General features: G+C 54.0%; 25 protein-coding genes and 1 other RNA gene. 11 read left to right on the forward strand and 15 right to left on the reverse strand.

The genetic code is table 11. The annotated features are described in order from the left end of the window. Window positions 1-9: 9 nt before the first annotated feature. Window positions 10-390, reverse strand: coding sequence for a TfoX/Sxy family protein (locus AUQ43_RS19470; RefSeq protein WP_062957976.1), 381 nt, complete (start codon window positions 388-390; stop codon window positions 10-12). Next, window positions 374-1,078 (reverse strand): YafY family protein, encoded by a 705-nt coding sequence (locus AUQ43_RS19475; protein ID WP_062957977.1) that lies wholly within the window; start codon window positions 1,076-1,078, stop codon window positions 374-376. The genes AUQ43_RS19470 and AUQ43_RS19475 overlap by 17 nt, the downstream gene beginning before the upstream one ends. Before the next feature lie 124 nt (window positions 1,079-1,202). On the opposite strand from AUQ43_RS19475, the gene AUQ43_RS19480 reads away from it, so the two are divergent. Next, window positions 1,203-1,643, forward strand: coding sequence for a VOC family protein (locus AUQ43_RS19480; RefSeq protein ID WP_062958079.1), 441 nt, complete (start codon window positions 1,203-1,205; stop codon window positions 1,641-1,643). A gap of 68 nt (window positions 1,644-1,711) precedes the next feature. On the opposite strand, the gene AUQ43_RS19485 is transcribed toward AUQ43_RS19480, so the two are convergent. Beyond that, window positions 1,712-2,344, reverse strand: coding sequence for an alpha/beta family hydrolase (locus AUQ43_RS19485; RefSeq protein ID WP_232310756.1), 633 nt, complete (start codon window positions 2,342-2,344; stop codon window positions 1,712-1,714). Window positions 2,345-2,576: 232 nt separating this feature from the next. On the opposite strand from AUQ43_RS19485, the gene AUQ43_RS19490 reads away from it, so the two are divergent. Then, window positions 2,577-3,707 carry an AbrB family transcriptional regulator gene (locus AUQ43_RS19490; protein WP_232310757.1) on the forward strand — a complete coding sequence of 377 codons (1,131 nt, stop codon included), beginning with the start codon at window positions 2,577-2,579 and terminating at the stop codon, window positions 3,705-3,707. 4 nt (window positions 3,708-3,711) lie between these two features. Here AUQ43_RS19490 and AUQ43_RS19495 read toward each other — a convergent pair whose 3' ends face one another. The 5 genes from AUQ43_RS19495 to ssrA form a co-directional block, all read right to left on the reverse strand. Then, the gene (locus tag AUQ43_RS19495; RefSeq protein WP_062957978.1) at window positions 3,712-5,145 is read right to left on the reverse strand and encodes a methyl-accepting chemotaxis protein; all 1,434 of its coding nucleotides are present in this window, start codon (window positions 5,143-5,145) and stop codon (window positions 3,712-3,714) included. A 232-nt stretch (window positions 5,146-5,377) separates the two neighbouring features. Next, window positions 5,378-6,298 carry a DMT family transporter gene (locus AUQ43_RS19500; RefSeq protein ID WP_062957979.1) on the reverse strand — a complete coding sequence of 307 codons (921 nt, stop codon included), beginning with the start codon at window positions 6,296-6,298 and terminating at the stop codon, window positions 5,378-5,380. Between the two features lie 152 nt (window positions 6,299-6,450). Further along, window positions 6,451-8,067 (reverse strand): fumarate hydratase, encoded by a 1,617-nt coding sequence (locus AUQ43_RS19505; RefSeq protein WP_062957980.1) that lies wholly within the window; start codon window positions 8,065-8,067, stop codon window positions 6,451-6,453. A gap of 170 nt (window positions 8,068-8,237) precedes the next feature. Beyond that, window positions 8,238-8,783 (reverse strand): SspB family protein, encoded by a 546-nt coding sequence (locus tag AUQ43_RS19510; RefSeq protein ID WP_062957981.1) that lies wholly within the window; start codon window positions 8,781-8,783, stop codon window positions 8,238-8,240. 139 nt (window positions 8,784-8,922) lie between these two features. Then, window positions 8,923-9,290, reverse strand: a transfer-messenger RNA (tmRNA) gene (gene ssrA, locus AUQ43_RS19515). Between the two features lie 152 nt (window positions 9,291-9,442). On the opposite strand from ssrA, the gene AUQ43_RS19520 reads away from it, so the two are divergent. From AUQ43_RS19520 to AUQ43_RS19540, 5 genes are all read left to right on the forward strand, one after another. Continuing rightward, window positions 9,443-10,237, forward strand: coding sequence for a thymidylate synthase (locus AUQ43_RS19520; protein WP_062957982.1), 795 nt, complete (start codon window positions 9,443-9,445; stop codon window positions 10,235-10,237). Continuing rightward, window positions 10,237-10,764 carry a dihydrofolate reductase gene (locus AUQ43_RS19525; RefSeq protein WP_062957983.1) on the forward strand — a complete coding sequence of 176 codons (528 nt, stop codon included), beginning with the start codon at window positions 10,237-10,239 and terminating at the stop codon, window positions 10,762-10,764. The genes AUQ43_RS19520 and AUQ43_RS19525 overlap by 1 nt, the downstream gene beginning before the upstream one ends. A gap of 112 nt (window positions 10,765-10,876) precedes the next feature. Next, window positions 10,877-11,458, forward strand: coding sequence for a TetR/AcrR family transcriptional regulator (locus AUQ43_RS19530; protein ID WP_062957984.1), 582 nt, complete (start codon window positions 10,877-10,879; stop codon window positions 11,456-11,458). A gap of 109 nt (window positions 11,459-11,567) precedes the next feature. Beyond that, on the forward strand, window positions 11,568-12,191 hold the full coding sequence (locus AUQ43_RS19535; RefSeq protein ID WP_062957985.1) for a bifunctional 2-polyprenyl-6-hydroxyphenol methylase/3-demethylubiquinol 3-O-methyltransferase UbiG: 624 nt from the start codon (window positions 11,568-11,570) through the stop codon (window positions 12,189-12,191). A gap of 124 nt (window positions 12,192-12,315) precedes the next feature. Beyond that, on the forward strand, window positions 12,316-12,873 hold the full coding sequence (locus tag AUQ43_RS19540) for a peroxiredoxin-like family protein (protein ID WP_062957986.1): 558 nt from the start codon (window positions 12,316-12,318) through the stop codon (window positions 12,871-12,873). A gap of 92 nt (window positions 12,874-12,965) precedes the next feature. Here the strand turns inward: AUQ43_RS19540 and AUQ43_RS19545 are convergent, their stop codons facing one another. Next, complete coding sequence (locus AUQ43_RS19545) at window positions 12,966-13,604, reverse strand: glutathione S-transferase family protein (RefSeq protein ID WP_062957987.1); 639 nt, start codon at window positions 13,602-13,604, stop codon at window positions 12,966-12,968. A 267-nt stretch (window positions 13,605-13,871) separates the two neighbouring features. Between AUQ43_RS19545 and AUQ43_RS19550 the strand changes: the two genes are divergently transcribed. Further along, window positions 13,872-15,125, forward strand: a complete 1,254-nt coding sequence (locus AUQ43_RS19550; protein WP_062957988.1) for a DUF2235 domain-containing protein — start codon at window positions 13,872-13,874, stop codon at window positions 15,123-15,125. A gap of 330 nt (window positions 15,126-15,455) precedes the next feature. Here the strand turns inward: AUQ43_RS19550 and AUQ43_RS19555 are convergent, their stop codons facing one another. From AUQ43_RS19555 to cyoA, 5 genes are all read right to left on the reverse strand, one after another. Then, window positions 15,456-16,223: an SURF1 family protein gene (locus AUQ43_RS19555; protein ID WP_232310758.1), complete on the reverse strand. Its 768-nt coding sequence runs from the start codon at window positions 16,221-16,223 to the stop codon at window positions 15,456-15,458. Window positions 16,224-16,318: 95 nt separating this feature from the next. After that, a complete protein-coding gene (locus AUQ43_RS19560; protein WP_062957989.1) occupies window positions 16,319-16,699 on the reverse strand; it encodes a cytochrome o ubiquinol oxidase subunit IV in 381 nt (126 codons plus the stop codon). Continuing rightward, the gene (gene cyoC / locus AUQ43_RS19565) at window positions 16,696-17,316 is read right to left on the reverse strand and encodes a cytochrome o ubiquinol oxidase subunit III (RefSeq protein WP_062957990.1); all 621 of its coding nucleotides are present in this window, start codon (window positions 17,314-17,316) and stop codon (window positions 16,696-16,698) included. The genes AUQ43_RS19560 and cyoC overlap by 4 nt, the downstream gene beginning before the upstream one ends. Before the next feature lie 10 nt (window positions 17,317-17,326). Beyond that, window positions 17,327-19,336 (reverse strand): cytochrome o ubiquinol oxidase subunit I, encoded by a 2,010-nt coding sequence (gene cyoB / locus AUQ43_RS19570; protein ID WP_062957991.1) that lies wholly within the window; start codon window positions 19,334-19,336, stop codon window positions 17,327-17,329. A gap of 89 nt (window positions 19,337-19,425) precedes the next feature. Then, complete coding sequence (gene cyoA / locus AUQ43_RS19575) at window positions 19,426-20,556, reverse strand: ubiquinol oxidase subunit II (RefSeq protein ID WP_165374901.1); 1,131 nt, start codon at window positions 20,554-20,556, stop codon at window positions 19,426-19,428. Window positions 20,557-21,006: 450 nt separating this feature from the next. Between cyoA and AUQ43_RS19580 the strand changes: the two genes are divergently transcribed. Beyond that, on the forward strand, window positions 21,007-22,347 hold the full coding sequence (locus tag AUQ43_RS19580) for an MFS transporter (RefSeq protein WP_062957992.1): 1,341 nt from the start codon (window positions 21,007-21,009) through the stop codon (window positions 22,345-22,347). A gap of 192 nt (window positions 22,348-22,539) precedes the next feature. Here the strand turns inward: AUQ43_RS19580 and AUQ43_RS19585 are convergent, their stop codons facing one another. Further along, complete coding sequence (locus tag AUQ43_RS19585) at window positions 22,540-23,232, reverse strand: glutathione S-transferase family protein (RefSeq protein ID WP_062958083.1); 693 nt, start codon at window positions 23,230-23,232, stop codon at window positions 22,540-22,542. Window positions 23,233-23,385: 153 nt separating this feature from the next. Between AUQ43_RS19585 and AUQ43_RS19590 the strand changes: the two genes are divergently transcribed. Both AUQ43_RS19590 and AUQ43_RS19595 read left to right on the forward strand, forming a co-directional pair. Beyond that, entirely contained in the window at window positions 23,386-24,081 is a 696-nt protein-coding gene (locus AUQ43_RS19590; protein ID WP_062957993.1) for a glutathione binding-like protein, read from the forward strand. A gap of 171 nt (window positions 24,082-24,252) precedes the next feature. Further along, window positions 24,253-25,473, forward strand: coding sequence for a carboxylesterase (locus AUQ43_RS19595; protein WP_147250488.1), 1,221 nt, complete (start codon window positions 24,253-24,255; stop codon window positions 25,471-25,473). The last annotated feature ends 7 nt before the right edge of the window (window positions 25,474-25,480 follow it).

Consider the following 25,480-nt stretch of genomic DNA (forward strand, 5'->3'; position numbering starts at 1 on the left):
TTTAAACTCTTATTCAACAGGTTGTTTTCGCGCCCTCTTTTTGGGACGATTTTTCTGGGCATGCGCCCGATGAGCCGCCCCAAGGGCCATATGGGCGAATTCAAGAAGCTTGTCTTCATCATCAAGCCATTCCCCGGGCGCTTCGAAATAGCCAATGGTGTGGGGGCTTTTCTGTGATGGCACAACAAACCTTGCCATGCCCAGCGCGTCATAGGCCTCTTGTGTCTGATCATCCCCTTTGAGGTACAGGACATCATCAAATACAAGTGCGAAAAACATCCCGTCACAATAAAGCCCGAAGCCACCAAACATCCGCCTTGGCCGAATGGCACCCAAAGGGGTCAGCAGTTCGGTAACCATCTGAACAAATTCGTTATCGACCGACGCCATTGAGTATCTCGCCTTCTACACCTTCGGAAATCAGATAATCGCGCAACGAACGCCCCGGAACCGGACGGAAGCGTGATGTCGATATATCCATATGCGCAATCCGGTCCGCACGAAAAACGCGAAAGGCCTCGCGCAATTCGCACCAGCAGGCCAAAAGCCACGTGCTGCCAAAAAACAACATGCCAAGCGGCCAGACACGGCGACGGGTATTGTCCCCTTTTGCATCGGTGTAATCGATATCTATCAAATACCGTTCGCGAATGGCGCGCCTGAGGTCGGGCATGGAAATGGCAATCGGTTCCTGCGCGATCTCGGCAACGGCAATCGGAACGCCGCCGACCAGTCCGCGGATTTTCTCGGGCAGGACGGCTTCGATCTTTGTCAGCGCATCACCCGCAGCACGGGCCATCTGCGGGTCAGTCCAGCTCTGAACCATACGGGCAGCAACGACAAGCGCCTCGATCTCGTCGGCATCAAACATCAATGGCGGCAGGTCATATCCATCGCGCAGGATATATCCCACACCTGCCTCACCTTCGACCGGAACACCCGATGCAGCAAGGTCGCGGATGTCGCGATAAATCGTGCGTTCGGAAACTTCCAGCTCCTCGGCAAGATCACATGCGCGGCACAGTTTCCGGCGGCGCAGGATCTGAACAAGACGAAATAGTCGGTCGGCCCTTCTCATGGTCACTCCTTTGTCATCCTGCCCCAAAAATTATCATACCGCTCCTGACAGGCTCCTGTCAGGAGGGATGTGCAAACATCTTCAAATCGGGACAGGATTTAACCCCAACGTCAGGAGCATGACGATGAAAGTCACCAACGCGTTTCAGATCATTATCACCGACAAGTTCACCCAGAGCCGCGCTTTCTACAAAAAGCTTGGCTTCGAACCTGTCTTTGACGGGGAATGGTATTGCCAGCTTGTCTGGCCATCTGCGCCATCGGTTCAGCTTGGCCTGATGAAACCGGGTCACGAGACCCAACCTGACATCTTCCAGGCGGCCACCGTCGGCGAAGGCACCGTTCTTAGCCTTGAAGTCGACGAAGCCAACGACGCGGCAGCAACCTTGCGCAAAGCCGGGTTTGAATTCGCCCTTGAAGTGCGTGATGAACCATGGGGACAGCGTCACTTCGCCTTGCTTGATCCCAATGGTGTACGCATTGATATCTTTAGCCCAACCGCCGAACTTTCCCCCGAATACGCCCAACAGTTCAAGGAAACTGGAAACGAAACAGTAATGGCGTAACACCCCTCGCGCCCCAATCCCCGCAAACCCCGCACGATACGGCCCGTAGTGATCGCGGGCCGTATCTTTCAGGTCAGTGATTGTGCAAACCCGGATATGGCCGCGGCGGCATCCACGATGTTCTGATTTTGGGTCCGTCCTGAACTTTTGCGTGGCTTGAAATCATGTTCGCCGTCTTCAACCCAGTGAAGCGCAATACGATCCGAAAGCCCGTAACCCGCAATTTCGTCAGGACGGCCAAACGGATCGCGCGTACCATGGCAGATCAGCGCAGGGGTTCTCAGTACCTTGAGGTGTTCAGTGCGCAGATTTTCAGGCTTGCCCGGTGGATGAAACGGGTAGCCAAGGCAGACAAGTCCGCCCACCCCAAGATCATCTGCAACCATGCTGGCAATCCGTCCCCCCATGGACTTGCCACCAATGATAAGCTTTTCAGGTTCACCCAGCTGGCGAACGACATCGCCGTAAAACCCGGTCAGTACCGGTGCCCGATCCGGACCACGCTTTTTGCCATCAATGCGGCGTTTCGCCATATAGGGAAACTCGAACCGCGCAACCCGCAAACCATGCCTTGCCAGTTCGGATGCCATGTCATTCATGAACGGACTGTCCATTGGCGCACCCGCCCCGTGGGCCAGAATAATTGTCTGCCTGGCACTTTCATCGCCATCAAACTGAAAATCGATTGGATCGGTGCTCACAAAAGGGTCCCTTTCACGACTAAGTGTTTGCAACCGTCATACAAAACCCTGCGATACTCTCCAAGCATGGTCTGCCAGTCATCATGTGGACGCACGCAAATACTCGCTTCTTTCCTGTTCTCTGTTTATAATTGGCGTCCCCACCTCGGCGCCTTCCCCAGAAGCGTCAGACCTGCATCATATCGCGCCACCCGCGATCAGTTGCCTGCCATTCGCGACAAGGGCCCCTATCGTGTCATCCGAACAAACCACATCCATCATACACCCACCCAAAGAACGCATTGGCCGACTTTTCAAACCGGTTCAGTGGCTATTGCTGATATCGGTTTCGTTGGTTTTTTCCGTTCTGTTGCATGACTGGAATGTCCCGGCCTCTCTTTTGGTTGGGCCAATGATCATCGGTATTGCGATGGGCACGAACGGCGCGACCATTTCCATGCCAAAACCACTTTATCTTGGTGCGCAATCAGTCCTCGGGGTCATGATCGGTGGATCGATGACGGTCGGAATTCTGACATCCTTCGCCTCTGACTGGCCCATGATCCTTGGCATTGCCGCCATTACCCTTGTTGCCAGCAGCTTTTTGGGCTGGATTTTATGTGTCAAACAGGTCTTGCCCGGTACCGCAGGCATCTGGGGATCGACGCCCGGTGCTGCATCCGCAATGGTAATTATGGCCGACGCATTTGGTGCGGACGCAAGGCTTGTGGCATTCATGCAGTATGTTCGGGTCGTGATCGTGGTCGCTGTGGCATCAAGCGTCGCCAACTTCTGGGTGGATCCGGAAATGCTCGCTGCCATGGGCCCGCATGAATGGTTCCCTGCCTTTGATCTTGGCGGGTTTGCCATCACACTTTGTCTTGTTGTGGCGTGCTGTTTCATCGGTTTCAAATCAGGTCTGCCGTCCGGTCCGCTTTTGGTGTCAATCATTGTCACCATGATCCTGCATGTCGGCGGGTTTGTTGATGTTGTATTGCCGGAATGGTTTCTGGGTCTGACCTACGCCATGATCGGCTGGGTGATCGGGTTGAAATTCACCCCACCGGTCTTGCGCCACGCGGCCCAGGCTCTTCCCAAAATCCTGCTATCGATTTTTGTTCTGATCGGTTTCTGTGCCGGAATATCGGTTCTTCTGGTTGTCTTTATGGGTGTTGATCCACTCACGGCATATCTGGCAACCAGCCCGGGCGGGCTTGATTCCGTGGCGATCATCGCCGCCAGCACGAATGTTGATTTGTCATTCATACTTGTGCTGCAAGCGACGCGTTTCTTCATGGTGCTGCTTTTCGGGCCACCCTTGGCGCGTTTGGTTGCCCGACGCACAGCCCATCATGTTCAAAACCGGATGAATGGATCACCCTAGGTCACTAGGCGATCCGTATCTTGCCAACAAATCCTTCGACGCGGGCGCTTAAATCTGCACCCTGTTTTTCAAGGTCATGGGCAGCGTTCCCGAGCTCGCTTGATACGTGCTCACTGTGTTTGATCGCTGCGGTAATTTCCGAGACACCATCACCAACCAAGCGGGAATCTGCGACCGCCGCATCGACACATGATGCAACCGAAACGCAGGTTTCTGTTTGCTGATCGGCTTGTGTCGCCGTCGCCTCTGCCCGGTTCTGAAGATTATCCATCGCCACGGCAATCTGTTCGATATCGTTACCCGCTTTAGAAATCGCGTCGAGTATTTCACTCATCCAGCGTGCGATATCCTCGGTCGCACTGGCAGACTGGCCTGCAAGCGCCTTGACCTCCTTGGCGACAATCGCAAACCCCTTGCCTGCCTCACCGACGCGCGCCGCCTCAATCGAGGCGTTCAGGCCCAGCATCTTGGTCTGCGCTGCGATGGCAGAAATGGAAGCCAGCATCTTCTCAGCATCGGCAGCACGATCTTGCAGTGCGGCAAATCCGGCGCGCATTTCGCGAGCCTGACTGCCCATATCGTGGGTAATCTTGACGGTTTCGGACGCATCCGTACCAACGACGGCCAACGCATCCTTAAGGCTTTCCATCTGGTCTGCGACGTCTTCAATCCGTGAAATGGCCCGCCCTGTCGCATCATCAATGCCGCTACTGCATTTGCGGGTTTGATCTGTGCTCTCGGCCAATACATCAAGCGCACCGCGCATTTGACTGACAGCAGCCGCCACCATGCCAACGGTTCCCTGAACTTGCGACTCAAAGCTTGATGCCAGGGCCTCACGCGACCGAATGACGCGTTCACGTTCCAGCACACGCGCAACCTGCCCGCCAACAAACCCAAGAAGCTCAAGCATCTCGTCATCAAGCTGTGCGACGCCCGGGCTAAAGAATTCAATGACGGCTTCTGTCTGCCCCTCCAGCTTGACTGGCAGGGCAAAACAGCCGCGCAACCCGTTTCTGGACGCCGCCGCAGCACGCAAAAAGCCGTCTTTCACGGTGACATCGGCGATACACACAGGCGAACCGGTTGCCGCGACATTACCAATAAGCCCCTGCCCGATCGCAAACACAGTCTGTTCGGACTGGGTGCGAAATTCGGCAATGTCACCCGCGGCAATCGAAGAACTGATTGACCAGATACCCGCTGACGTAAGTTTGTCATCCACACGCAGATACGCATGCCCAACCGGCCACTGACAATAATTGCACACTGCCGAAAGGATTTGGGTAACCGCCGTTTCCTTGTCTGCGGCCTCATCGGCGACAGCACTGACCGTCCGCAACAGCCGCAGGATGTCGGTCATGCTGGTTTTGCGATTGGGGCCGTTAAATTCTGGATCGTTTTCAGGGGAAATAGAGCGAATAAAACCAGCAAGCATTTGACTAACTCCGAGGCATAACCGTCCAGCGCCACCAAAAGACGCTGACAAAGTTGCGCAAGCCTCGTTGCCTGCCGATAAATCATTAGGTGAGTGGCGCCGTTGCCATCACGTGCATTACAATAACCTAAAGCTGCACACGCGAAAAGGATATTTCGCATGTGCAGCACACTTAATTGATGTTCATCAGATGGTGAAAATGCCCTGATTGAAAAACAGTCAGTTCACGGGCCTAAATCCGTACGCGACGAAACACACCGGATGCAGTCATCACCCCAAGGATTACAAGAACCACCGCCAAAACCAGCGCAAGGTTGCCCGGTTCACTCAGCAGGATTACGCCGCCAAGTGCGGTCAGGGCCGGCGTCATCGCACCAAAGGCCGATGCACCGGTCGATCCGATATGGCGCACGGCAAGGCCATAGGTAATTACGGCAACACACCCGGCCAGCAAACCCTGCGCTGTGAGCAACATCATGATGTCGCCTGCCGGCGCATCGCCAATCGTGGTGCCGGTAAACAGCGCGATAATCGCCATCACGACAAATGACCAGAACCCGACAAAGGACGCGGCTTCAAGCGCGCCAAGGCCGCTTTGACGCATCGCATGCGTGTAACACGCCCACATAAAGGCCCCGGCCGAAACAAGGCCATAGCCCATCAGCATGTCATCACTGATGACACCGGCCGGTTTAAGGGCCACCAGGGAGGCCACGCCAATCACCACGGCGGCATAGCCAACGATGCGAACCCTGCCCGGACGTTCACCAAACAGAAGCATGGCAATCAGAACCGCCCACACGGCCATCACACCGGGCAAAAGAATGCCAACATGGCTTGCCGGAACGAACTCAAGGGCGCTTGCAACCATCAGGGTGTAAAACGCGCCGGAGCCAACGATCATCAAAAGCCCGTTGGCCAATGAAAGGCCCTTGGGCCAGATGCCTTTCCTAATCCAGATCGGGGCAAGCAGGACAAAAGGCACAACAAAACGCATCAGGCCAATATCAACGGCGGTAAAGCTTGACGTCATGGCGTAGCGGGTGGCAATCAGCCAACCGGCCCAGATGCAAACCGTCGCAAGTGCAGCAGTCACACCAACCAGTCGGCTTTCCGTCGCACCGGTGGCAGAGAGCGCGGAAGTTTCAGACATAACAGGTTATCCAGCAAGGGGTTGATTTTGCCCAAATCAGACCATTTCTTGCGCACCGCAGCAACCCCTTTGACCTGAGGTCAGCTATGCAAAGCAAAAACGGCGCAAGGTTTCCCCTGCGCCGTTTTGACTTTAATGGCCGTGATTTCGGATCAGATGCCGAATTCGGCAAAGAAATCGTTGCCCTTGTCATCAATGACGATGAAGGCCGGGAAGTCTTCGACTTCGATCTTCCAGACGGCTTCCATGCCAAGTTCCGGATATTCGTGAACGTCGACCTTCTTGATGCAGTCCTGCGCAAGACGGGCTGCCGGACCACCGATGGAGCCAAGATAGAACCCGCCATATTTGGCACAGGCATCCTTGACCGCCTTTGACCGGTTACCCTTGGCCAGCATCACGAACGAACCGCCTGCGGCCTGGAACTGTTCGACATAGGCATCCATACGCCCGGCCGTGGTCGGACCAAACGATCCGGACGGCATACCTTCGGGCGTCTTGGCCGGACCGGCATAATAAACCGGATGGTTTTTCAGGTATTCCGGCATTTCTTCACCGGCATCAAGGCGTTCCTTGATTTTGGCATGTGCGATGTCACGCGCCACAATCACGGTCCCGGTCAGCGACAGACGGGTTTTGACCGGGTATTGCGAAAGCTGCTTGCGGATCTCTTCCATCGGACGGTTCAGGTCAACCTTGACCACTTCGTCGTCAAGATGCTCGTCGGTGACCTGCGGCAGGTACTTCGCCGGATCATGTTCGAGATCCTCGATAAAGATACCGTCCTTGGTGATTTTACCCAGGATCTGACGGTCGGCAGAGCATGACACGCCCAAACCAACCGGGCAGCTTGCACCATGGCGCGGCAGGCGGATCACACGCACATCGTGGCAGAAATACTTGCCACCAAACTGCGCGCCGATGCCCATTTCGCGGGTCATCTCAAGGATCTTCTGTTCCCATTCAAGGTCGCGATAGGCCTGACCATGATCGCCACCTTCGGTCGGAAGGTTATCGTAATAACGGGCTGATGCCATTTTCACGGTCTTAAGGCACGCCTCGGCAGATGTACCGCCAATAACGACCGCCAGATGATAAGGCGGGCAGGCAGAGGTCCCCAGCGTACGAATTTTCTCGTCCAGGAACTTGCGCAGGCTTTCGGGGTTCAGAAGTGCCTTGGTCTGCTGGAACAGGAAGGTTTTGTTGGCAGACCCGCCCCCTTTGGCCATGAACATGAATTTGTATTCATCGCCCTTGGTCGCATAGAGATCAATCTGTGCCGGAAGGTTCGAGCCGGTGTTCTTTTCCTCGAACATGTTTTTCGGCGATACCTGCGAGAAGCGCAGATTGTGTTTCTGATAGGCCTGCCAAATGCCCTTTGACAGGGCTTCTTCATCAGAACCATCGGTGATGACTTTGCCACCGCGCTTGCCCATGACAATGGCCGTACCGGTATCCTGACACATCGGCAAAACGCCACCCGATGCGATAGAGGCGTTCTTCAAAAGATCCATCGCCACGAACTTGTCATTGGCGGTGGCTTCCTCGTCATCAAGGATTTTGCGCAGCTGTTCGAGATGCCCCGGACGCAAAAGGTGCGAGCAATCAAAGAAAGCCTGAAGGGTCAGCTTTTCGATCGCTTCAGGTTCTACTTTCAAATAGGTCTCGCCATTGACGTCAACGGTCGAAACGCCCTCATCCCCGATCTTGCGGTAAGGGGTGGTGTCTTTCCCCTGCTCAAACATGGGTTTATAGACAAAATCACTCATCGGAAGGTTCTCGTCTCTCTCAAAAACAAGGTGGGTTTGTTCTTTGTGAGGCTGGTTTTAGCGCCAATTGCACCAAATTGCCACGATACATTAGGGGAACCCCGGACGCGGGAAACATCAACGGGACCAGACAAAGAAAAAGGGCAGATCACGCCTGCCCTTTAAATCTTCTATTTCTTTCGGAACGCATCAAGTGCGATGACCTCGCCGGTTTCATTGGCATCCGGCTTGGGCTTTTTATTGCGGGCCTTGGACGGTTGTTCGGCCACCAGGGTTGGCGCGCCCTCTTCGTCGTCCATCAGATCGGCATCAAGATCATCATCTTCATCATAATCGAAATCTTCGTCGTCCATTTCCTCTTCGACGCTGAATGTCAGCATGAAGTTGGCAGACGGATCGACAAAGGCCAGCATCGCATCATACGGAACGACCACCGTGGTCGGCATGCCATCAAAGCTCATTCCGACCGAGAAGTGATCATCTTCGGATTTCAGATCCCAGAACCGGTGTTGCAGAACAACGGTGATGTTGTCTGGATGCGCCTTGCGCTGGCTTTCAGGCAGGGCCACACCGGGATGATTGGTCTGGAAGGTGATATAATAGTGATGCTCTCCGAAAAGGCCCTCTTCGGCCACGCGCGCAAGGATGTCTTTCACCACACCGCGCAGCGCCTGGTCGACCATAAGATCGTAGCGGAATTCTTCCGGTTCTTGCATCAGTAATCCTGTATCTGGCGAAACCACCGGGTACGTCCGGCGCGTTCCGTCATTGTCATATGGCATCTCTGCGCGCCAATTGCATCTCGGCGCGTTTGATAATGACTCTATTCATAACGAAGCGGGAAAGAAATACAAGAGTGGGGCGTTCTGTTGCTAGGTGCCCCGTCCCCCACCAAATTACCGCTCCCGGCAATCGGAATTTCGCTTTGGTGCTAGTACCGCTTAGGCGGCAACAGCGACCGGAGCATTGTTGTCGTTTGCATTTACAAACATTGGCCCGATGCGGTGGTACCATGCCGAGCGCCCACATTGACTTTTACTGCTCACGTCGATCCTATTTCGGCCCCACGAAGATTGTCTGAGTCGGACAACCGATAAATTTTGGTGGAGCCGCCGGGTACCGCCCCCGGGTCCGTAAAGCCTATTCTGTCACGCAGTTTAGCGCCGTAGTCGGGTTGCCCCGACAGCCCCTATATAGGGCAAATGGTCCCCGTTTCACAAGGGGAATCGGGAAATCTTTTTTTGATTTTCGCGGGAACATTTCGCGACCTTACGGATTTTAATCAGGCTTTCACACGACACCCCGCACTGCTTGCCGAGGCGTTCCGACCTGACTATGCTGCGACAAAAGCGATTCCAAAAATGCAAGGACCAGCATGCAGCAATATCTCGATCTGATGCGTTTGGTGCGCGACACCGGCACGCGCAAGGAAGACCGGACCGGCACCGGGACTGTCTCGATCTTTGGTCACCAGATGCGTTTTGACCTTTCCAAGGGTTTCCCGCTGGTCACCACCAAAAAGCTGCATCTGAAATCGATCATTCACGAATTGCTGTGGTTCCTTGATGGCGATACCAACGTCAAATACCTGCAAGACAATGGCGTGCGCATCTGGAACGAATGGGCTGATGAAAACGGTGACCTTGGCCCGGTTTATGGCGGCCAGTGGCGGTCATGGCGCGGCGCAAACGGCGAAACCATCGACCAGATCACCGGCCTGATTGACCAGATCAAAAACAATCCCGATTCCCGCCGCCTGATCGTGTCGGCCTGGAACGTTGCCGATGTGCCGAATATGGCACTGCCGCCGTGTCACTGCCTGTTCCAGTTCTATGTGGCTGATGGCAAATTGTCCTGCCAACTTTATCAGCGCAGTGCCGATATCTTCCTGGGTGTGCCGTTCAACATCGCATCTTATGCGCTTCTGACCATGATGATTGCGCAGGTCTGCGATCTTGAGGTGGGTGATTTTGTCCACACCCTTGGTGATGCGCATCTTTACACCAACCATCTTGATCAGGTCGAAGAACAGCTTTCGCGTGATACCCGGCCGCTTCCGACCATGAAGATCAATCCGGCCGTAAAATCGATCTTTGATTTCAAGTATGATGATTTCGAACTGACCGGCTATGACCCGCATCCGCACATTGCCGGCAAGGTTGCTGTGTAATGAGCGTTACAAAAATCGAACGGGTGGCCGTGGTTGCGGCTGCGCAGAATGGCGCGATTGGCAAGGATGGCTGGATGCCATGGGAATTGCCCGAAGATCTGAAACGGTTCAAGGCGCTTACCCTTGGAAAGCCGATGATCATGGGGCGTGTGACGTTTGAGACAATTGGCCGACCGCTTCCCAAACGAACGACAATTGTTGTGACCCGCGACACCGACTGGTCGTTTGATCATGAAAATGTGAGGGTTTGTCACACTATTGAAGAAGCCGTTGAACTGGCCGACGAAATCGCCGTGCGCGATGGTGTTAATGAAGTGATCATTGCCGGGGGCGCGCAGATTTATCACCTCGCCCTGCCCTTCACGACACGTTATGAGCTGACCGAAGTCCATGCCGATATCGAGGGCGACACCTTCCTTGATCCCCTGCCCGCCGAACAATGGCACGAAACCGCACGTCAAAAAATCGACAATCCGGACGGGCCGGATTACAGCTTTGTCACGCTGGACCGGATTGTAAAATCCTGATTGGTCTGACTATCACAAGCTCTTTAGTTGATTTTCCACCGCATTCGTCCCATCTTTATCTGAGTTATAGAACATTCGTTCCAAAGTGTGGAACTGATCAAAGGAACTGCTGATGCCACGGCCACGTGCATTTGACGAAGAAAGCGTTCTTGATAACGCCATGAACATCTTCTGGAGCAAGGGGTTTGAAGCGACCTCTATTCAGGATTTGGTCAATGAAACCGGCCTGAACCGCGCGAGCATGTATGCAAGCTTTGGCGACAAGAAGGCGCTGTTCCTGCGCGTCCTTGATCATTACAGCCAGAAAATCAGTGCCGAGCGTTTTGCCGATCTGCGCAACATCGAAGATGGTCGCGCCGCGATTGAAAAGACATTCCGTGATGCCGCCAAAACCGGCACAGCAGAAGGAAGGCACAAAGGCTGCCTGATGGTAAATTCAGGTATGGAGCTTGCCCCGCATGACCCGGAAACCGCTGCCATCGCCCATCAGGCATTCCGTCGGGCCGAGGATACCTTTGCTGCGGCACTGAACCGCGCTGTTGATCAGGGAAAAATTTCCAAAGGCAAGAATGTCCGCGCCCTCGCCCGGTTCCTTGCTGGATCGTTTCAGGGGGTTCAACTGATGTCGCGCCGCGGTGCGGATCAGGAAACCTTGCAAGACTATTGCGAGACCATTCTGGACGCACTCGACTAGATCACAGCCACCTTCCGGTGCCGTTTCGTGTTGCGCATTGCTTGGCACTGCTTGATCGTCCGGCACATCAATCAATGCCCGCAAACCGGGCGCAAAAGCCGGACACATCATGAAACGCAGCGACACGTTCTGGGACTCTGCCGCCGACAAATACGCCCGCAAACCGATCAGCAACGAAGCCGCCTATGCGCAAACCCTTGATCGCACGCGCGCCTATCTTTCCCCCGACCAGAACGTGCTTGAAATCGGCTGTGGCACCGGCACCACAGCCCTGAAACTTGCCCATAGTGTCGGGCACCTGACGGCCACCGATATTTCCGGGCGTATGATCGAAATTGCCCAGGGCAAAGCCAAAGATCAGGCGATTGGCAACGTCACATTCGCCAAACAAACAATCGAAGATATCGCCAACGGCTCAGACCAATATGAGGTCGTGCTTGGCTTTAACATCCTGCATTTGCTTGATCAGCCCGAAGACGCCATTGCCGCGCTACATAAGGTCATCAAGCCGGGTGGCATGTTCATCACCAAAACGCCCTGCCTTGGCGAGAAGCTTGGTTACCTCAAGCCCTTGATCTGGGTCATGCAGAAACTTGGCAAGGCACCGCACGTTCACTTCCTGAATTACGCCCGCCTTGAGGGCATGATCCAGTCTGGCGGCTTTGACATCATCGAAACCGGCTCCTATCCGGCCAACACCGGATCACGCTTCATCGTCGCCAAGCGGGTATAACAGTACTTCCCGAGACAACATCCGCCATCACGGTTCGGTGATGGCGGTTCTTTGTTGTTGATTTATAGAATGATCGTTCCATAATTGACCTCAATTAAACCTGAACCAAGTCATGAGGAACAAAATGTCTGCAATTACCCCGCTGATGCCGCGCCAGAAAGTGCCATCCCTGTCCGTCCCGCTTGTCGGTGGCGGCACATGGTCACTTGCCGACCAAAGCCCGGAAAACTTCACCATGGTCGTATTCTATCGCGGCCTGCATTGCCCGATCTGTGGCAAGTACCTCAAGGACCTTGATACCAAGCTTGCGGACTTTGCCAAACGCGGTGTCAACGTCGTCGTTGTATCATCCGATGGCGAAGATCGCGCGACCGAAGCCAAGGCGAAATGGGAACTTGAGAATGTTGATCTTGGTTATGGCCTTGATCTCGATAACGCGCGCGAATGGGGTCTTTATATCTCGACTTCGAACGGTGTGACCTCAAGCGGTTATGAAGAACCGGCTGTTTTCTCTGAACCCGGTCTGTTTCTGGTGCGTCCGGATGGCACGCTTTATTTCGGCACCGTCCAGACCATGCCGTTTGCCCGCCCGGCGTTCGATCAGATCCTTGGCGCGCTTGATTTCGTCATTGCCAAAAACTATCCGGCACGCGGCGAAGTGATTGATCATACAAATCCCTAAACCCAGCTTTTAAAGCCGATAAAATGCCAAAGGGCCGGTTCCAAAGCGCAGGAACCGGCCCTTTTATTCCTCGTACTATTCCAGCAGCCCGTTTAACCCGCCATTGCAGCGGCAAAATGCGGTGCATCGAGTTGCTGTGCACGCTGATAGGCCGGCCGGGCATCAATCCGGGCGATGTAGGCCTCGAATTCCGGATATTTCGGCAGAATGCCAAACATGCAGCCAAACCGAATGGTCGAACCAAACACAACATCAACAGTGGTGAAGTTCTTCCCCATCAGCCACGGATCGGCCTTACCCACAACATCAACCAGAATGGGCACCAGCGTTTCCCAGTCGCGATAGGAATTCTGGCTGCTGTCTTCTGCCTTGTACTGGCGCACACGGTCGATCATGGCCGGTTCGATGGTGGACGGTGAAAAGAACAACCAGCGCAGATATTCACCACGTTTCGGATCATCCAATGCCGGGGCCAGGCCGGCCTCGGGATACAGATCGGCCAGATAGCAGCAAATGGCGGCGGTTTCTGTCACGACCGTATCGCCATGTGTGATGGTCGGCACCTTGCCAAGCGGATTGAGAGCAAGGAATTCCGGGGTTTGTCCATCTCCACCGCCAATGTCGAGAAGTTTGACATCAAACGGAATACCCAATTCGTGCAGCATCCAATGGACGGTGCCGCTGCGTGACGGAATGGCGTGATAAAAGGTCAAGTTCCGGTCTGATGACATTGAAGCTGCTCCTGCGTTTGCGCGTGTCATTCTTGCGATATGGAGCGGCAATTTCCCCTTGTTTCCCAATAATGTAAATCGCACGAAACGCAGGTTCCTGACAGCTATATGGCAGGAGGATGTCAGTCATCCATGCAAGGTGGCCGTATACCTGCAGCCCTTCATTATATTCATTAGAACTTAATAAAATCACCTTTGGGTTGTATAGTGTGTGCCAAAGCGACCCAAGAAAGATCGCTGGCATCACATTACTTACAGGGGCTTCTCATGACCAAACGCAGGCTCATCGTGTTTTTCGACGGCACTTGGCAGGAACCGGCCAATACGCCCCAACCAACCAATGTCGTCAAACTTCTGCGGGCCATTCCCAGCAGCGCCGGGGATGTCTCCCAGGTCGTGTTTTATGATCGTGGTGTTGGCACCGGCAATGTGGTGGATCGTTTGCGCGGCGGTGCATTTGGCAACGGGTTGCTTGAAAACGTTGTTGATGGCTATCGCTTCCTTGGGAACAACTATCAGCCCGGCGACGAGATATTTATATTCGGCTTTTCGCGCGGCGCCTTTACCGCGCGCAGCCTGGCCGGACTGATCGGTCTTTGCGGTCTTTTGAAGCCCCCCTATCTTGGTCATCCGCTTCAGGATGATATTGCAAAAATTGCCAGCTCGGATCTATCGACCGAGGCAAAACGCACCAAAATCTCGACCCTTGATATCGAAGCCCACAAGGACGTGCCGATTGAATGCGTTGGCGTTTGGGACACGGTCGGATCGCTTGGCATTCCCGGCGATTGGGGCCGTCTGGCAATTCCCAAGAACTACCATTTTCATGATGTGCAGCTTGGATCGAACGTGCGGGTTGCCCTGCATGCCATGGCGATTGATGAAAAACGCAGTGCGTTCTCGCCAACATTATGGGTCAAGAGAAAGGGCGCCAAACTGCCCGACAAACAAATTGTTGAACAAGTCTGGTTCCCCGGCGTGCACAGCAATGTCGGCGGGTCTTACGATGACTGCAGACTGTCCGATATCACGCTTGACTGGATGGCAAAGCGCGTAACCAAGCATACCGGCCTTAAACTGGATAACCCGTCACTGAAGGCGCACCTCTCCCCGGCGATTGACGGCCGCGGCTATGAAAGCCGGACGACAATGTACTTTTCGTCCCACGCCTATCCCTATCAGCGGCTTATCAATCAGATCGCGCCCGAAGAGAAAACCCTTCTCGACAAGCTTAGCCTGAAATGTCCAAAATTTGATCGTCGCAACATCATCCCGGCGGGCCTTGAGACCATCAACGAGGCGATCCATGTCAGCGCGCTGGAACGCTGGAACATCAGTACGGGGGTTTTGCATGACAATTCGAGCGAAGGGTCACTCGAACGCGTTCTGTATCGCCCACCGAACCTGAATGCGGTTTTCCACGCGCATTACGCGGGCAAGCACACCCCCAGCATCATCAACTGGAGCGGGGCGACCATGCGCAAAGACATTCCATGGCCCGGTCAATCAACTTTGGAATAGTTAAAGGCGTATCGTCTTCGATCAGAGGATTACTTCATCTCGGTCGCATATTTTGTGCAGTAAGCGGGTACGGTTCCGCCCCCCTCTGTCACATAGTAAGTTTTACCACCAATGACCGTTTTTTGTATTCCCTGACATTCTTCTGGAACACCACCAGTGGAGCAACCAGCCAGAATGACGGTAGCCGCCATGACACACACCACGCTTCTCATACTTTCCCCTGTCCGTTGATGGCGCACAATTTTGGCTCGAAAATATAAACCATACGCAACCTATGAAAGCAGCCCGGTGTTTGACAAGGGGTAATCTTACGGCGCTTGCAACCTGCCGCTATCGTTTATTTGATGTCCTCAGCACGATCCACGCCGCCACAAGTGTCAGCAAGGCCATGCCAAACCATGTCAGCGCATAGGTCAGGTGGTTGTTGGGGAAGCGAATTTTGGTCAGCCCACCAAGCGGCAGTTTCGCCGGGTTTTCAGCCCCGTCACCGTCGATGAAGTATGGGGCGACGTTGGTGGCATCCAAACCACGCTTGGTTGCCATCGCCTTTACATCACGTGAATACCAGCGTTCCTCGGACGGCACGTTATCGCGCATGAAGGTGCCAACCGGTTCGTTGATCCGAAGCAGGCCAGTTACGGTGACTTCGCCCTCGACCATGCCCTCCACCCGGGTATCGGGATTGCGCTTTTCGGTGGGAACGAAACCGCGGTTGATCATGACAATCGTGCCATCATCCCGGATCAACGGGGTCAGAACCCAATAACCCGCACCGTAATCAGTGGCGGTATAGACCTGACTTTCAAGATCGTTGCGATAGGTCCCCGTCACACGGACCTTGCGATATTCATCGCGTGCGCGGGTTACATTTTCCCAGTCATCACGCGCGGGTGCGGCAACCGCATCGCCATACACACGGGCATCAATCCGCTCGATCAGATCAAGCTTCCATGCCCGACGTTCGACCTGCCAATATCCAAGGGCACAGAACCCCGAAAACAGGATAGCGGCCAGCATCAGGACAACAATCCGGGTTGTCATCGAGGGGCCTTTTTTCGGGTTATCGGTTTCTTGAGCGGAAACGAGGTCGTCGGACATGCCGGGTTCTTTCAAATGGCGGTATCTTGGCGTTTAAACAAAAAGGGCGCGATCCCCCTACAGGTATCGCGCCCCCTTCACATATCAAGCAGTCCCTAGCCGAAGCTCGGGATCATGTCGTGATCCATCTGCGGCATCATGTTGGTGTTAAGGTGATACATCACCCACAGCGACCCGGCGATGGCAATCGCCACGATCACGATGGTGAAGATCAGCGCCAGCATGTTCCAGCCGCCTTCGGATTTGGTGTTCATGTGCAGGAAATAGACCATGTGAACCACGATCTGAATCACGCCAAGACCCATTACCCAAAGGGCGGTTGCAACCTTGCTGTCAAGAACACCGTCCATGACAAGCCAGAACGGGATCGCAGTCAGAATGACCGACAGGACGAACCCGATCACATAGCTTTTATAGGTGCCATGTGAGGCCCCACCATCATGATGGTCATCATGTGCGTGTGAATGTGCGCTCATCCCAGAACTCCCAGCAGATAAACAACGGAGAAGACACCGATCCAGACGACGTCAAGGAAGTGCCAGAACATCGACAGGCACATCAGACGGCGCTTGTTCTCAACGATCAGGCCACGCTGGGCGACCTGAACCATCAGGGTCACAAGCCAGATGATGCCAAAGGTCACATGCAAACCGTGGGTCGCCACCAGCGTGTAGAACGCCGAGAGGAAACCACTGCGCATCGGGGTCGCCCCCAGGCTCCAGAGGTGATGGAACTCATAGATTTCCAGCCCCACGAACGCGACGCCAAACAGGCCGGTAATCGCCAGCCAAATCTGCGTTCCCTTGATGCTGCCCTTTTCCATCGCCAGCATGGCAAAGCCATAGGTGATCGAGGAAAACAGCAACATCGACGTGTTGATCGCTACCAGTTCGAGATCAAACAGATCAGCAGGCGAAGGACCTGCGGCATAGTTCTGGCCAATAACGGCATAGGTTGCAAACAGAATCCCAAAGATGAGGCAATCGCTCATCAGATAGATCCAGAAGCCAAGCATCGTCCCGGTTTCCGGGTGATGCTCTTCTTTCAGGTAAAAGACCGGCATTTCGGTCTGTGCGGCAGTGTTATTCGCCATTGTCATTCCCTTACGCCTGCTGTTTTGCCAGAAGGGCAGTACGTTCGTCTTCGGTTTCCACGACTTCAGATGCCGGGATGTGATAATCGCGGTCATAGTTGAAGGTGTGGGCAATTGCACCGACAACCAGGGCAATGAAGCTTGCAATCACCAGCCACCAGATATGCCAGACCAGCGCGAAACCAAGAACAAGCGACAGAGCGGCAAGGATAAAGCCAGCGCCGGTATTTTTCGGCATATGGATATCCAGGAAGCCTTCCGTCGGACGGACATAACCACGTTTCTTCATGTCGGCCCATGCATCAAGATCATGGACAACCGGGGTAAAGGCAAAGTTGTAGGCTGGGGGCGGCGACGAAGTCGACCATTCCAGCGTACGACCATCCCCCCATGGGTCACCGGTTTCATCACGAAGCTTGTCACGTTTGATCACCGCAACAACGATCGACAGAATGAACGAACCGATCCCCCCGGCAATCAGAAGCGCACCAAAGGCGGCAATCACGAACCAGATCTGAAGCGACGGATCGTCAAATTGGCTCATGCGGCGGGTAATCCCCATCAGACCAAGAACATAAAGCGGCATGAAGGCGAAATAGAACCCGACAAGCCAGAGCCAGAAGGACATTTTGCCCCAGAACGGATCAAGCTTGTAGCCGTATGCTTTCGGGAACCAGTAAACGATACCGGCAAACATCCCGAACACCACACCGCCGATAATCACGTTATGGAAGTGCGCAATCAGGAACAGGCTGTTATGCAACACAAAGTCAGCAGGCGGAACGGCCAGCATAACACCCGTCATGCCACCGATCACAAAGGTCAGCATGAAACCAATGGTCCACAGCATCGGGACATCAAAATTGATGCGCCCCTTATACATCGTGAACAGCCAGTTAAAGACTTTCGCACCGGTCGGGATCGAGATGATCATGGTCGCGATACCAAAGAAGGCGTTCACGCTGGCACCCGAGCCCATGGTGAAGAAGTGATGCAACCAGACGACATAGGACAGGATGGTGATAACCACGGTGGCATAAACCATCGAGCTATACCCAAACAGACGCTTGCGCGAGAATGTCGACACAACTTCGGAAAACACACCAAACGCCGGCAGGATCAGGATGTAAACTTCCGGGTGCCCCCAAATCCAGATCAGGTTGATATACATCATGGCGTTACCGCCAAGATCGTTGGTGAAGAAGTTGGTGTCTGCGTAACGGTCAAGCCCAAGCAGAACCAGAACAGCGGTCAGAACCGGGAACGCAGCCACGATCAGAACGTTGGTGCAAAGTGCCGTCCAGGTAAAGACCGGCATTTTCATCATGGACATGCCCGGTGCGCGCATTTTGACGATGGTCACAACCAGATTGACCCCCGAAAGCAACGTCCCGACACCGGCAATCTGCAAGGCCCAGATATAATAATCGACCCCGACCCCCGGACTGTAGACAATGTCAGACAGCGGCGGATAGGCCAGCCAGCCGGTTTTCGCGAACTCACCGACAAACAGCGACACCATGATCAGCGCGGCACCACAGGTGGTCATCCAGAAGCTGAAATTATTCAGGAACGGGAACGCAACGTCACGCGCGCCGATTTGTAGCGGCACGACAAAGTTCATAAGCCCCGTCACCAGCGGCATGGCCACGAAGAAGATCATGATTACGCCGTGGGCGGTGAATATCTGATCGTAATGATCAGGGGGAAGGAAACCTTCCGAGCCGCCAAAAGCCATCGCCTGCTGGGCACGCATCATAAGCGCATCGGAGAAACCACGCAAAAGCATGACAAGCGCCAATATGATGTACATAATGCCGATTTTTTTGTGGTCAATCGACGTGATCCACTCGTTCCAGAGATATCCCCAGAGGCGGAAATAGGTGATACCGCCGACAACAGCGATACCGCCCAGAACCACCGCCGCAAACGTCACCACAAGGATCGGTTCATGGAACGGAAGTGAATCAAGTGACAGCCGGCCAAATATAAAATGTAAAAGGTCCGGATTAGAGAACATCGGATTACTCTTCTTTCAAATGCAGACAGGCATCGTAGCCGATGCCAAAACTGCGAAGGGCCGGTTGGCTTTTACCAACCGGCACTGCTTCAGAACCCTGTTGAAACACCTGACGGCGCAACACTCATGGCACGCGAGACCTGTTCATTGTCAAACAACGGCAGGTTCGCAAGTTCACCAGCCAAGCCACCTTCCGGTGCAGTGCAAAGCGTCGCAACGTAGGACTTGCTTTCGGGCAATGGCTGACTGCCACGCATCTGCGGCACGTCATAGGTCAAGGACATGACGTTATTGATACCGGCCAGACCGCCGCCACCATTTTCGTCAATATGCATCATCTCGTTCATGCACATTTTCGACTGGTCAACGCACATGTTGAGGATCGCGTTGTAAAGTTCCGGATCTACCGAGCTGAAGTACCGAACCGGTTCCTTGATGCTGGGTTTTTCAAGCTCAAGATATTGCGAACGCCCCAAAAGGTTTTCATCGGCCTTCACATTATCGACCCAGGCATCAAACCCGTCTTGGCTCAGCCCGTGGAACTTAAAGCGCATATGAGAGAACCCCTCACCGCTGTAGTTCCCCGAGAACCCGTCAAAAACACCTTCTTCATTGATTACGGCATGGAGTTTTGTTTCCATCCCCGCCATCGAATAAATCTGGCCCGCAAGAGCCGGAATGAAGAACGAGTTCATGATTCCCGAAGAGGTGATTTTGAACTGGATTGGCGTATCGACCGGAGCTGCGAGTTCGTTGACAGTCGCAATGCCCTGTTCCGGATACAGGAACAGCCATTTCCAATCGAGAGAAACGACTTCAATCACCATCGGCTCATGATCTTTTGGCAGTGGACGTTCAGCATCAATACGGTCGAGCGGACGATACGGATCAAGCGTATGGGTCGTAACCCACGTAATCGCGCCAAGGGCAATAATGATCACCAGCGGGGCAGACCAGATGACAACTTCCAATTTGGTGGAATGATGCCATTCGGGATCGTATTCCGCATCCTTGTTTCCCTGCCGGTATTTCCAGGCAAAGAAGACCGTCAATGCCATGACCGGAACAATGATCAGCAGCATCAGGATGGTTGATACGATAATAAGGTCGGCCTGCTGAGAGGCAATATCGCCCGACGGATCGATCACAACAAGGTTGCAACCGGCCAGAAGCGAGAACATTGAGGTCAATGCGACGCCACGTACAAGTTTTGAAAGCATGCGCTTCATACTTCCTCAGTCTCTGGAAGATGTTCTCACAGACAACCATATGCCTGCGAGCCGCATAGCGACCCACCAAAGATCGCCACGCGTCGTACCCTGCCGCACACGCATATAGGAATTATAATTCCAGACATCCACGGAAAGGGCACAAAGAAAGCAATTTTTTTTCAAAAAAATGCCAAATCGGAAATTCGCGGGAATTGCTATAGCTGCGTTGCAGCAATGTCAAGCTACCCGCGGCGCATAGCAGGGTCGTAATGACAATTATCATTCGGATGTAAACCACGCGTTGTGCGGTGCATCACAATAATTGACACTGACGTTTGCAATTCACATGTCTATAATTAGACTCGATCCAAAGTCGTATCGTTCTTCGAACCGGATTTGTGATCCAATCAAAAGCAGTGAGGGCCCAAATGGTCCGACAAGTGAATTAGGGAGAACGGCGTGAACCAAACGACAGAAAACTACGCGACCGCCACCTCTTCGGGTTTGGAACGCGACGCACGGCATCACAATGCCGACGCCACCAACGATCCGGGACAAATCGCGCTTGGCGTGATTATTGGCCGGACATCAGAATTTTTTGACTTTTTCGTCTATTGCATCGCATCGGTGCTGGTCTTCCCGCAATTGCTGTTTCCGGGTGAAACCGCATTGGTGGGGACGATGTATTCCTTTGCCATTTTCTCCTTGGCCTTTATCGCCCGCCCTGTCGGGTCGCTTGTCTTTATGACAGTCGACCGTGCACACGGGCGCGGAGTAAAGCTGACGATTGCCATGTTCCTGCTTGGCGGTTCCACCGCCGCGATGGCCTTCCTGCCAAGCTTTGAGTCCGCTGGCGTTCTTGCCATTTACCTGTTGTGTGCCTTCCGCTTCCTGCAGGGATTGGCATGGGGGGGTGCCTGGGATGGCCTGGCGTCGCTTCTGGCACTGAACGCACCGGATAACCGCAAGGGCTGGTACGCGATGATCCCGCAACTGGGCGCGCCGCTTGGCTTCATGCTGGCATCTTCGCTGTTTGCTTATTTGCTACTCACACTTCATCCCGACGACTTCCTGGCCTTTGGCTGGCGTTATGCATTCTTCGTCGCCTTTGCGATTAACGTGGTTGCGCTGTTTGCCCGCCTGCGTCTGGTGGCAACCTCCGAATTCGGGCATCTGCTTGAAAAGAATGAACTTGAGGCTGCCCGTGTCATCGACACACTCAAACATAACGGTCGTACCGTTGTGCTGGGTGCGCTGGTCCCGATGGTCAGCTACGCACTGTTCCATCTGGTAACCGTCTTTGCGCTGACTTGGGTTTATCTTTATGCCAACGGCAATCCGGGGCAGTTCCTGCTGACCCAGGGTGTTGGCGCGGTACTGTGTGCCTTCGGGATCATTGCATCAGGCTTTATCGCAGATGAACTTGGTCGTCGCAGGCTGCTTGGTTACAGTGCGGGGATCATCCTGTTGGGTGCGATCCTGACCCCGCTGCTGTACACCTATAACATCATCAATGAAGGCATGATTGTTCTGGGTGGCTTTGCGGTTCTTGGCCTGTGCTTTGGTCAGGCGGCCGGAACACTGGCATCCAACTTCAAGCGCGAATATCGCTACACCGGCTCGGCCCTGACCTCGGACCTTGCATGGCTGCTTGGTGCGGGCTTTGCGCCGCTGATCGCACTGTATCTGTGTGACAAGTTCGGTTTGGCCGGTGTTGGCGCGTACCTGCTTTCGGGCGCGATTGTCACGCTTCTGGTGCTGCAGTTCAACAAGCAGTTTGGTGCGAGAACCACCGACTAAGCTGTTTGACAGACCTGATACGCAAAACACCCCGGCTGATATCGCCGGGGTGTTTTTTTTGGGTGGGTGATAACGGCAACCTCAACCAGACGATCCCATCAGGTCAGATCAAAGGCACGTCCCCCAACATGCCGGTGAAACGTCGCACACAAGGTATTGCGGCGAAACCCTCTGGTGAGGTTGCCGCCTCCCTTAGGCGTAATTGGACGGGAACATCGCGCGTTTTGCTTCTTCGTCCATTTCGGTTTTAAAGGCGTGGTCCTTGCCGACATCGCGTGCACTCACCGCTGCGGGCAGGCAATTGATCGCATCAAACCAGCGTTTGATGTTCGGATACTTATCCCAGACATCCGGGTTCTTGTGAACGAACGGTGCCTTGTCGACCCAGCCCCAGGCAGAGATATCAACAATCGTCATCTCATCACCAACGATGAAATCACGACCTTCCAGATGATCTTCAAGCACCTGATAATGGCGGGCGATCTCGTTGCGATAACGGTTTACACCATAGTCATTGCCCTCGGGGGCGACATGCTGAAAATGTACCGCCTGACCTGAAAACGGACCAAGGCCAGTTGCGATGAACATCAGCCAGGACAGGAATTCACCCCGGTCTTCCGGCTGGCCAAGAAACTTGCCCGACTTCTCGGCGAGGTAAAGCAGGATCGCATTTGAATCAAATACCCGAACTTCCTTGCCGCCCGGTCCGTCGGTATCGACGATCGCCGGAACTTTGCCGTTCGGGTTAATCGCACGAAACGCGGGGTCATGCTGCTGGCCCTTGCGGGTATCGACCGGCAGGACCTCGTAGGGCAGCCCGGATGCTTCAAGCATCATCGAGATTTTCTGCGGGTTCGGGGTCGGGTGGTAATAGAACCGGATCATAAACGTCTCCTTACTGGCCATCACCATTACACAATGGCGTGACCAGACCTTGCCTTTTGGAATGATCGTTTTAAATTGACCGATTACATTCCGATTGGCAAGCTTCGATTATCGAAATCGCCATCACGAAAGCTTTGAAGGAGCCTTTGGTTCATGATTGATCTGTATTACTGGCCGACACCCAACGGCCATAAAATCACCCTGTTCCTTGAAGAAGCCGGCCTGGATTACAAGATTGTGCCGGTCAATATCGGTGCTGGTGACCAGTTCAAACCGGAATTTCTCGCCTTCTCGCCAAATAACCGCATGCCCGCCATCATTGATCACAATCCGGCAGATGGGGGTGAAGACATCACCGTGTTTGAATCCGGTGCAATCTTGCAGTACCTGGCGGAAAAAACCGGAAAGTTCCTGCCAAGTGACGTACGTGAACGCAAGACGGTGATGGAATGGCTGTTCTGGCAGATGGGTGGTCTTGGACCGATGGCCGGTCAGAACCATCATTTCGGCACCTATGCCCCGGAAAAGATCCCTTATGCCATTACGCGTTATGTCAACGAGACCAACCGCCTTTACGGGGTCCTGGACAAACGTCTTGAGGGACGCACCTTCATTGCCGGTGATGACTACACCATCGCTGACATGGCCTGCTACCCGTGGATTGTCAGCCATGAAAAGCAGCAGCAGGACCTGAATGAGTTCCCGAACCTGAAACGCTGGTTTGAAGCCATCGAGGCCCGACCGGCAACGATTGCTGCCTATAAGGCCGGCGAAGGTCTTAGAGCTGGTGAAATGAGTGAAGAGGACAAAAAAGTCCTGTTTGGCCAGACTGCCAAAACCACGAAATAAACCTCAATCACGCCAAACGCCCTGCATTGATATGATGCAGGGCGGTTTCATTTTCAGTGGCCAAAACAAACCAACAGTGATCGGCCGACGTGACGTTCGGCGTATATTTTCAAGCAGTTGCGCGAATTTTTGTCGCCGCTGCCTGACGACCAACCACGCAACGGGGATCATATGCGTCGAGACAATATCGCTTCGGACATGGTGAAAGACTGGCTATGTCGCATCGCTGAGGTCGCCCGCACGATCCTTGTCGTTCTGATCCCGACGCTTGCCATTTCATCTTGTGCCTTTCCGCCCGAGAGCGAACTTTATCAGCAGTCGCCCGATATACCGCCCTACAAACAAGACAGCTTCGACGAATATGTTGTGCAAACCCGTAACTGGATTGCCGAGCATCGCGTGTTTATCACTGACGACCACGAAACCGAGCTGGCACGCAATATCCCGTTTGAACTTGGACGCACCAACGAAAACAACCACACCGCAGAACGCGGTATTCTGTTTGTTCATGGCCTTGGTGCAAGCCCGTGGTATTTCCACGACATCGCAAGCGAAATGGCCCAGAACGGTTGGCTGGCGCGCTCCATGCTCCTGCCCGGTCACGGCACCCGACCGGCGGATCTCAGCATCCCGGATTATGCCGACTGGACCGCAGCGGTCGCCCATCAGGTCGCCTTGCTCGAGCGTGAAGTTGATGAAGTCTGGCTTGGCGGGTTTTCGACCGGCGGCAATCTTGTCACCAGCTACGCATCAGAGCATCCGGAGATCGAAGGATTGCTTCTGTTTTCACCGGGCATCTATTCCGATAATGGACTTTTGTTTCTGACCCCGGTGATCAAATACCTTTGGGACTGGATTGACGTCGACCCCGAAGACAATGCCATCAATTACCAGTCGCTTTCCTCCAAGGCGTCAGAACTTTATTACCGAACCGTTGCGGATGCGCAGGACCATCTTGAGGCCAAACCGTTTGATCGTCCGGTTCTCCTGACCATGAGTGCCGACGACAGTGTTCTGGCACCGGATGAAACATTGCGCGCGTTTGAGAAACGCTTCACCCATCCAAAATCACGCTTTATCTGGTATGATGACGCCAAGGCACCCAGCGATGACAACCGGGTGACAACGCTTAACAGCAGACTGCCCGATCAGCAGATCAGTACGTTTTCACATCTGAGCGTGCTGTTCTCACCTGCCAATCCGTATTACGGTGTGAAGGGAAGTTTTGTTTTTGTTGAAAACGGTCAGGAAGACATCGCCTTGCCTGATGACCTGTCGACCATATGGCGCAGTAGTTGGGGTTATACAGAGCCGGGCAAGTATCATGGCCGCCTGACCTGGAACCCCTATTTCGATGCATTGATCAACACCATCGGCGACGTCACCAACTAATGCCAGG

This window comes from Thalassospira sp. MCCC 1A01148, assembly GCF_001613795.1.
GTDB lineage: Bacteria > Pseudomonadota > Alphaproteobacteria > Rhodospirillales > Thalassospiraceae > Thalassospira.

Bases quoted from the DNA above. Each gene is read 5' to 3' on its own strand.
- AUQ43_RS19470 (WP_062957976.1), bottom strand. From the start codon at position 390: ATGGCGTCGGTCGATAACGAATTTGTTCAGATGGTTACCGAACTGCTG.
- AUQ43_RS19475 (WP_062957977.1), bottom strand. From the start codon at position 1,078: ATGAGAAGGGCCGACCGACTATTTCGTCTTGTTCAGATCCTGCGCCGC.
- AUQ43_RS19480 (WP_062958079.1), top strand. From the start codon at position 1,203: ATGAAAGTCACCAACGCGTTTCAGATCATTATCACCGACAAGTTCACC.
- AUQ43_RS19495 (WP_062957978.1), bottom strand. From the start codon at position 5,145: ATGCTTGCTGGTTTTATTCGCTCTATTTCCCCTGAAAACGATCCAGAA.
- AUQ43_RS19500 (WP_062957979.1), bottom strand. From the start codon at position 6,298: ATGTCTGAAACTTCCGCGCTCTCTGCCACCGGTGCGACGGAAAGCCGA.
- AUQ43_RS19505 (WP_062957980.1), bottom strand. From the start codon at position 8,067: ATGAGTGATTTTGTCTATAAACCCATGTTTGAGCAGGGGAAAGACACC.
- AUQ43_RS19510 (WP_062957981.1), bottom strand. From the start codon at position 8,783: ATGCAAGAACCGGAAGAATTCCGCTACGATCTTATGGTCGACCAGGCG.
- AUQ43_RS19520 (WP_062957982.1), top strand. From the start codon at position 9,443: ATGCAGCAATATCTCGATCTGATGCGTTTGGTGCGCGACACCGGCACG.
- AUQ43_RS19525 (WP_062957983.1), top strand. From the start codon at position 10,237: ATGAGCGTTACAAAAATCGAACGGGTGGCCGTGGTTGCGGCTGCGCAG.
- AUQ43_RS19530 (WP_062957984.1), top strand. From the start codon at position 10,877: ATGCCACGGCCACGTGCATTTGACGAAGAAAGCGTTCTTGATAACGCC.
- AUQ43_RS19535 (WP_062957985.1), top strand. From the start codon at position 11,568: ATGAAACGCAGCGACACGTTCTGGGACTCTGCCGCCGACAAATACGCC.
- AUQ43_RS19540 (WP_062957986.1), top strand. From the start codon at position 12,316: ATGTCTGCAATTACCCCGCTGATGCCGCGCCAGAAAGTGCCATCCCTG.
- AUQ43_RS19545 (WP_062957987.1), bottom strand. From the start codon at position 13,604: ATGTCATCAGACCGGAACTTGACCTTTTATCACGCCATTCCGTCACGC.
- AUQ43_RS19550 (WP_062957988.1), top strand. From the start codon at position 13,872: ATGACCAAACGCAGGCTCATCGTGTTTTTCGACGGCACTTGGCAGGAA.
- AUQ43_RS19555 (WP_232310758.1), bottom strand. From the start codon at position 16,223: ATGTCCGACGACCTCGTTTCCGCTCAAGAAACCGATAACCCGAAAAAA.
- AUQ43_RS19560 (WP_062957989.1), bottom strand. From the start codon at position 16,699: ATGAGCGCACATTCACACGCACATGATGACCATCATGATGGTGGGGCC.
- cyoC (WP_062957990.1), bottom strand. From the start codon at position 17,316: ATGGCGAATAACACTGCCGCACAGACCGAAATGCCGGTCTTTTACCTG.
- cyoB (WP_062957991.1), bottom strand. From the start codon at position 19,336: ATGTTCTCTAATCCGGACCTTTTACATTTTATATTTGGCCGGCTGTCA.
- cyoA (WP_165374901.1), bottom strand. From the start codon at position 20,556: ATGCTTTCAAAACTTGTACGTGGCGTCGCATTGACCTCAATGTTCTCG.
- AUQ43_RS19585 (WP_062958083.1), bottom strand. From the start codon at position 23,232: ATGATCCGGTTCTATTACCACCCGACCCCGAACCCGCAGAAAATCTCG.
- AUQ43_RS19590 (WP_062957993.1), top strand. From the start codon at position 23,386: ATGATTGATCTGTATTACTGGCCGACACCCAACGGCCATAAAATCACC.
- AUQ43_RS19595 (WP_147250488.1), top strand. From the start codon at position 24,253: ATGCGTCGAGACAATATCGCTTCGGACATGGTGAAAGACTGGCTATGT.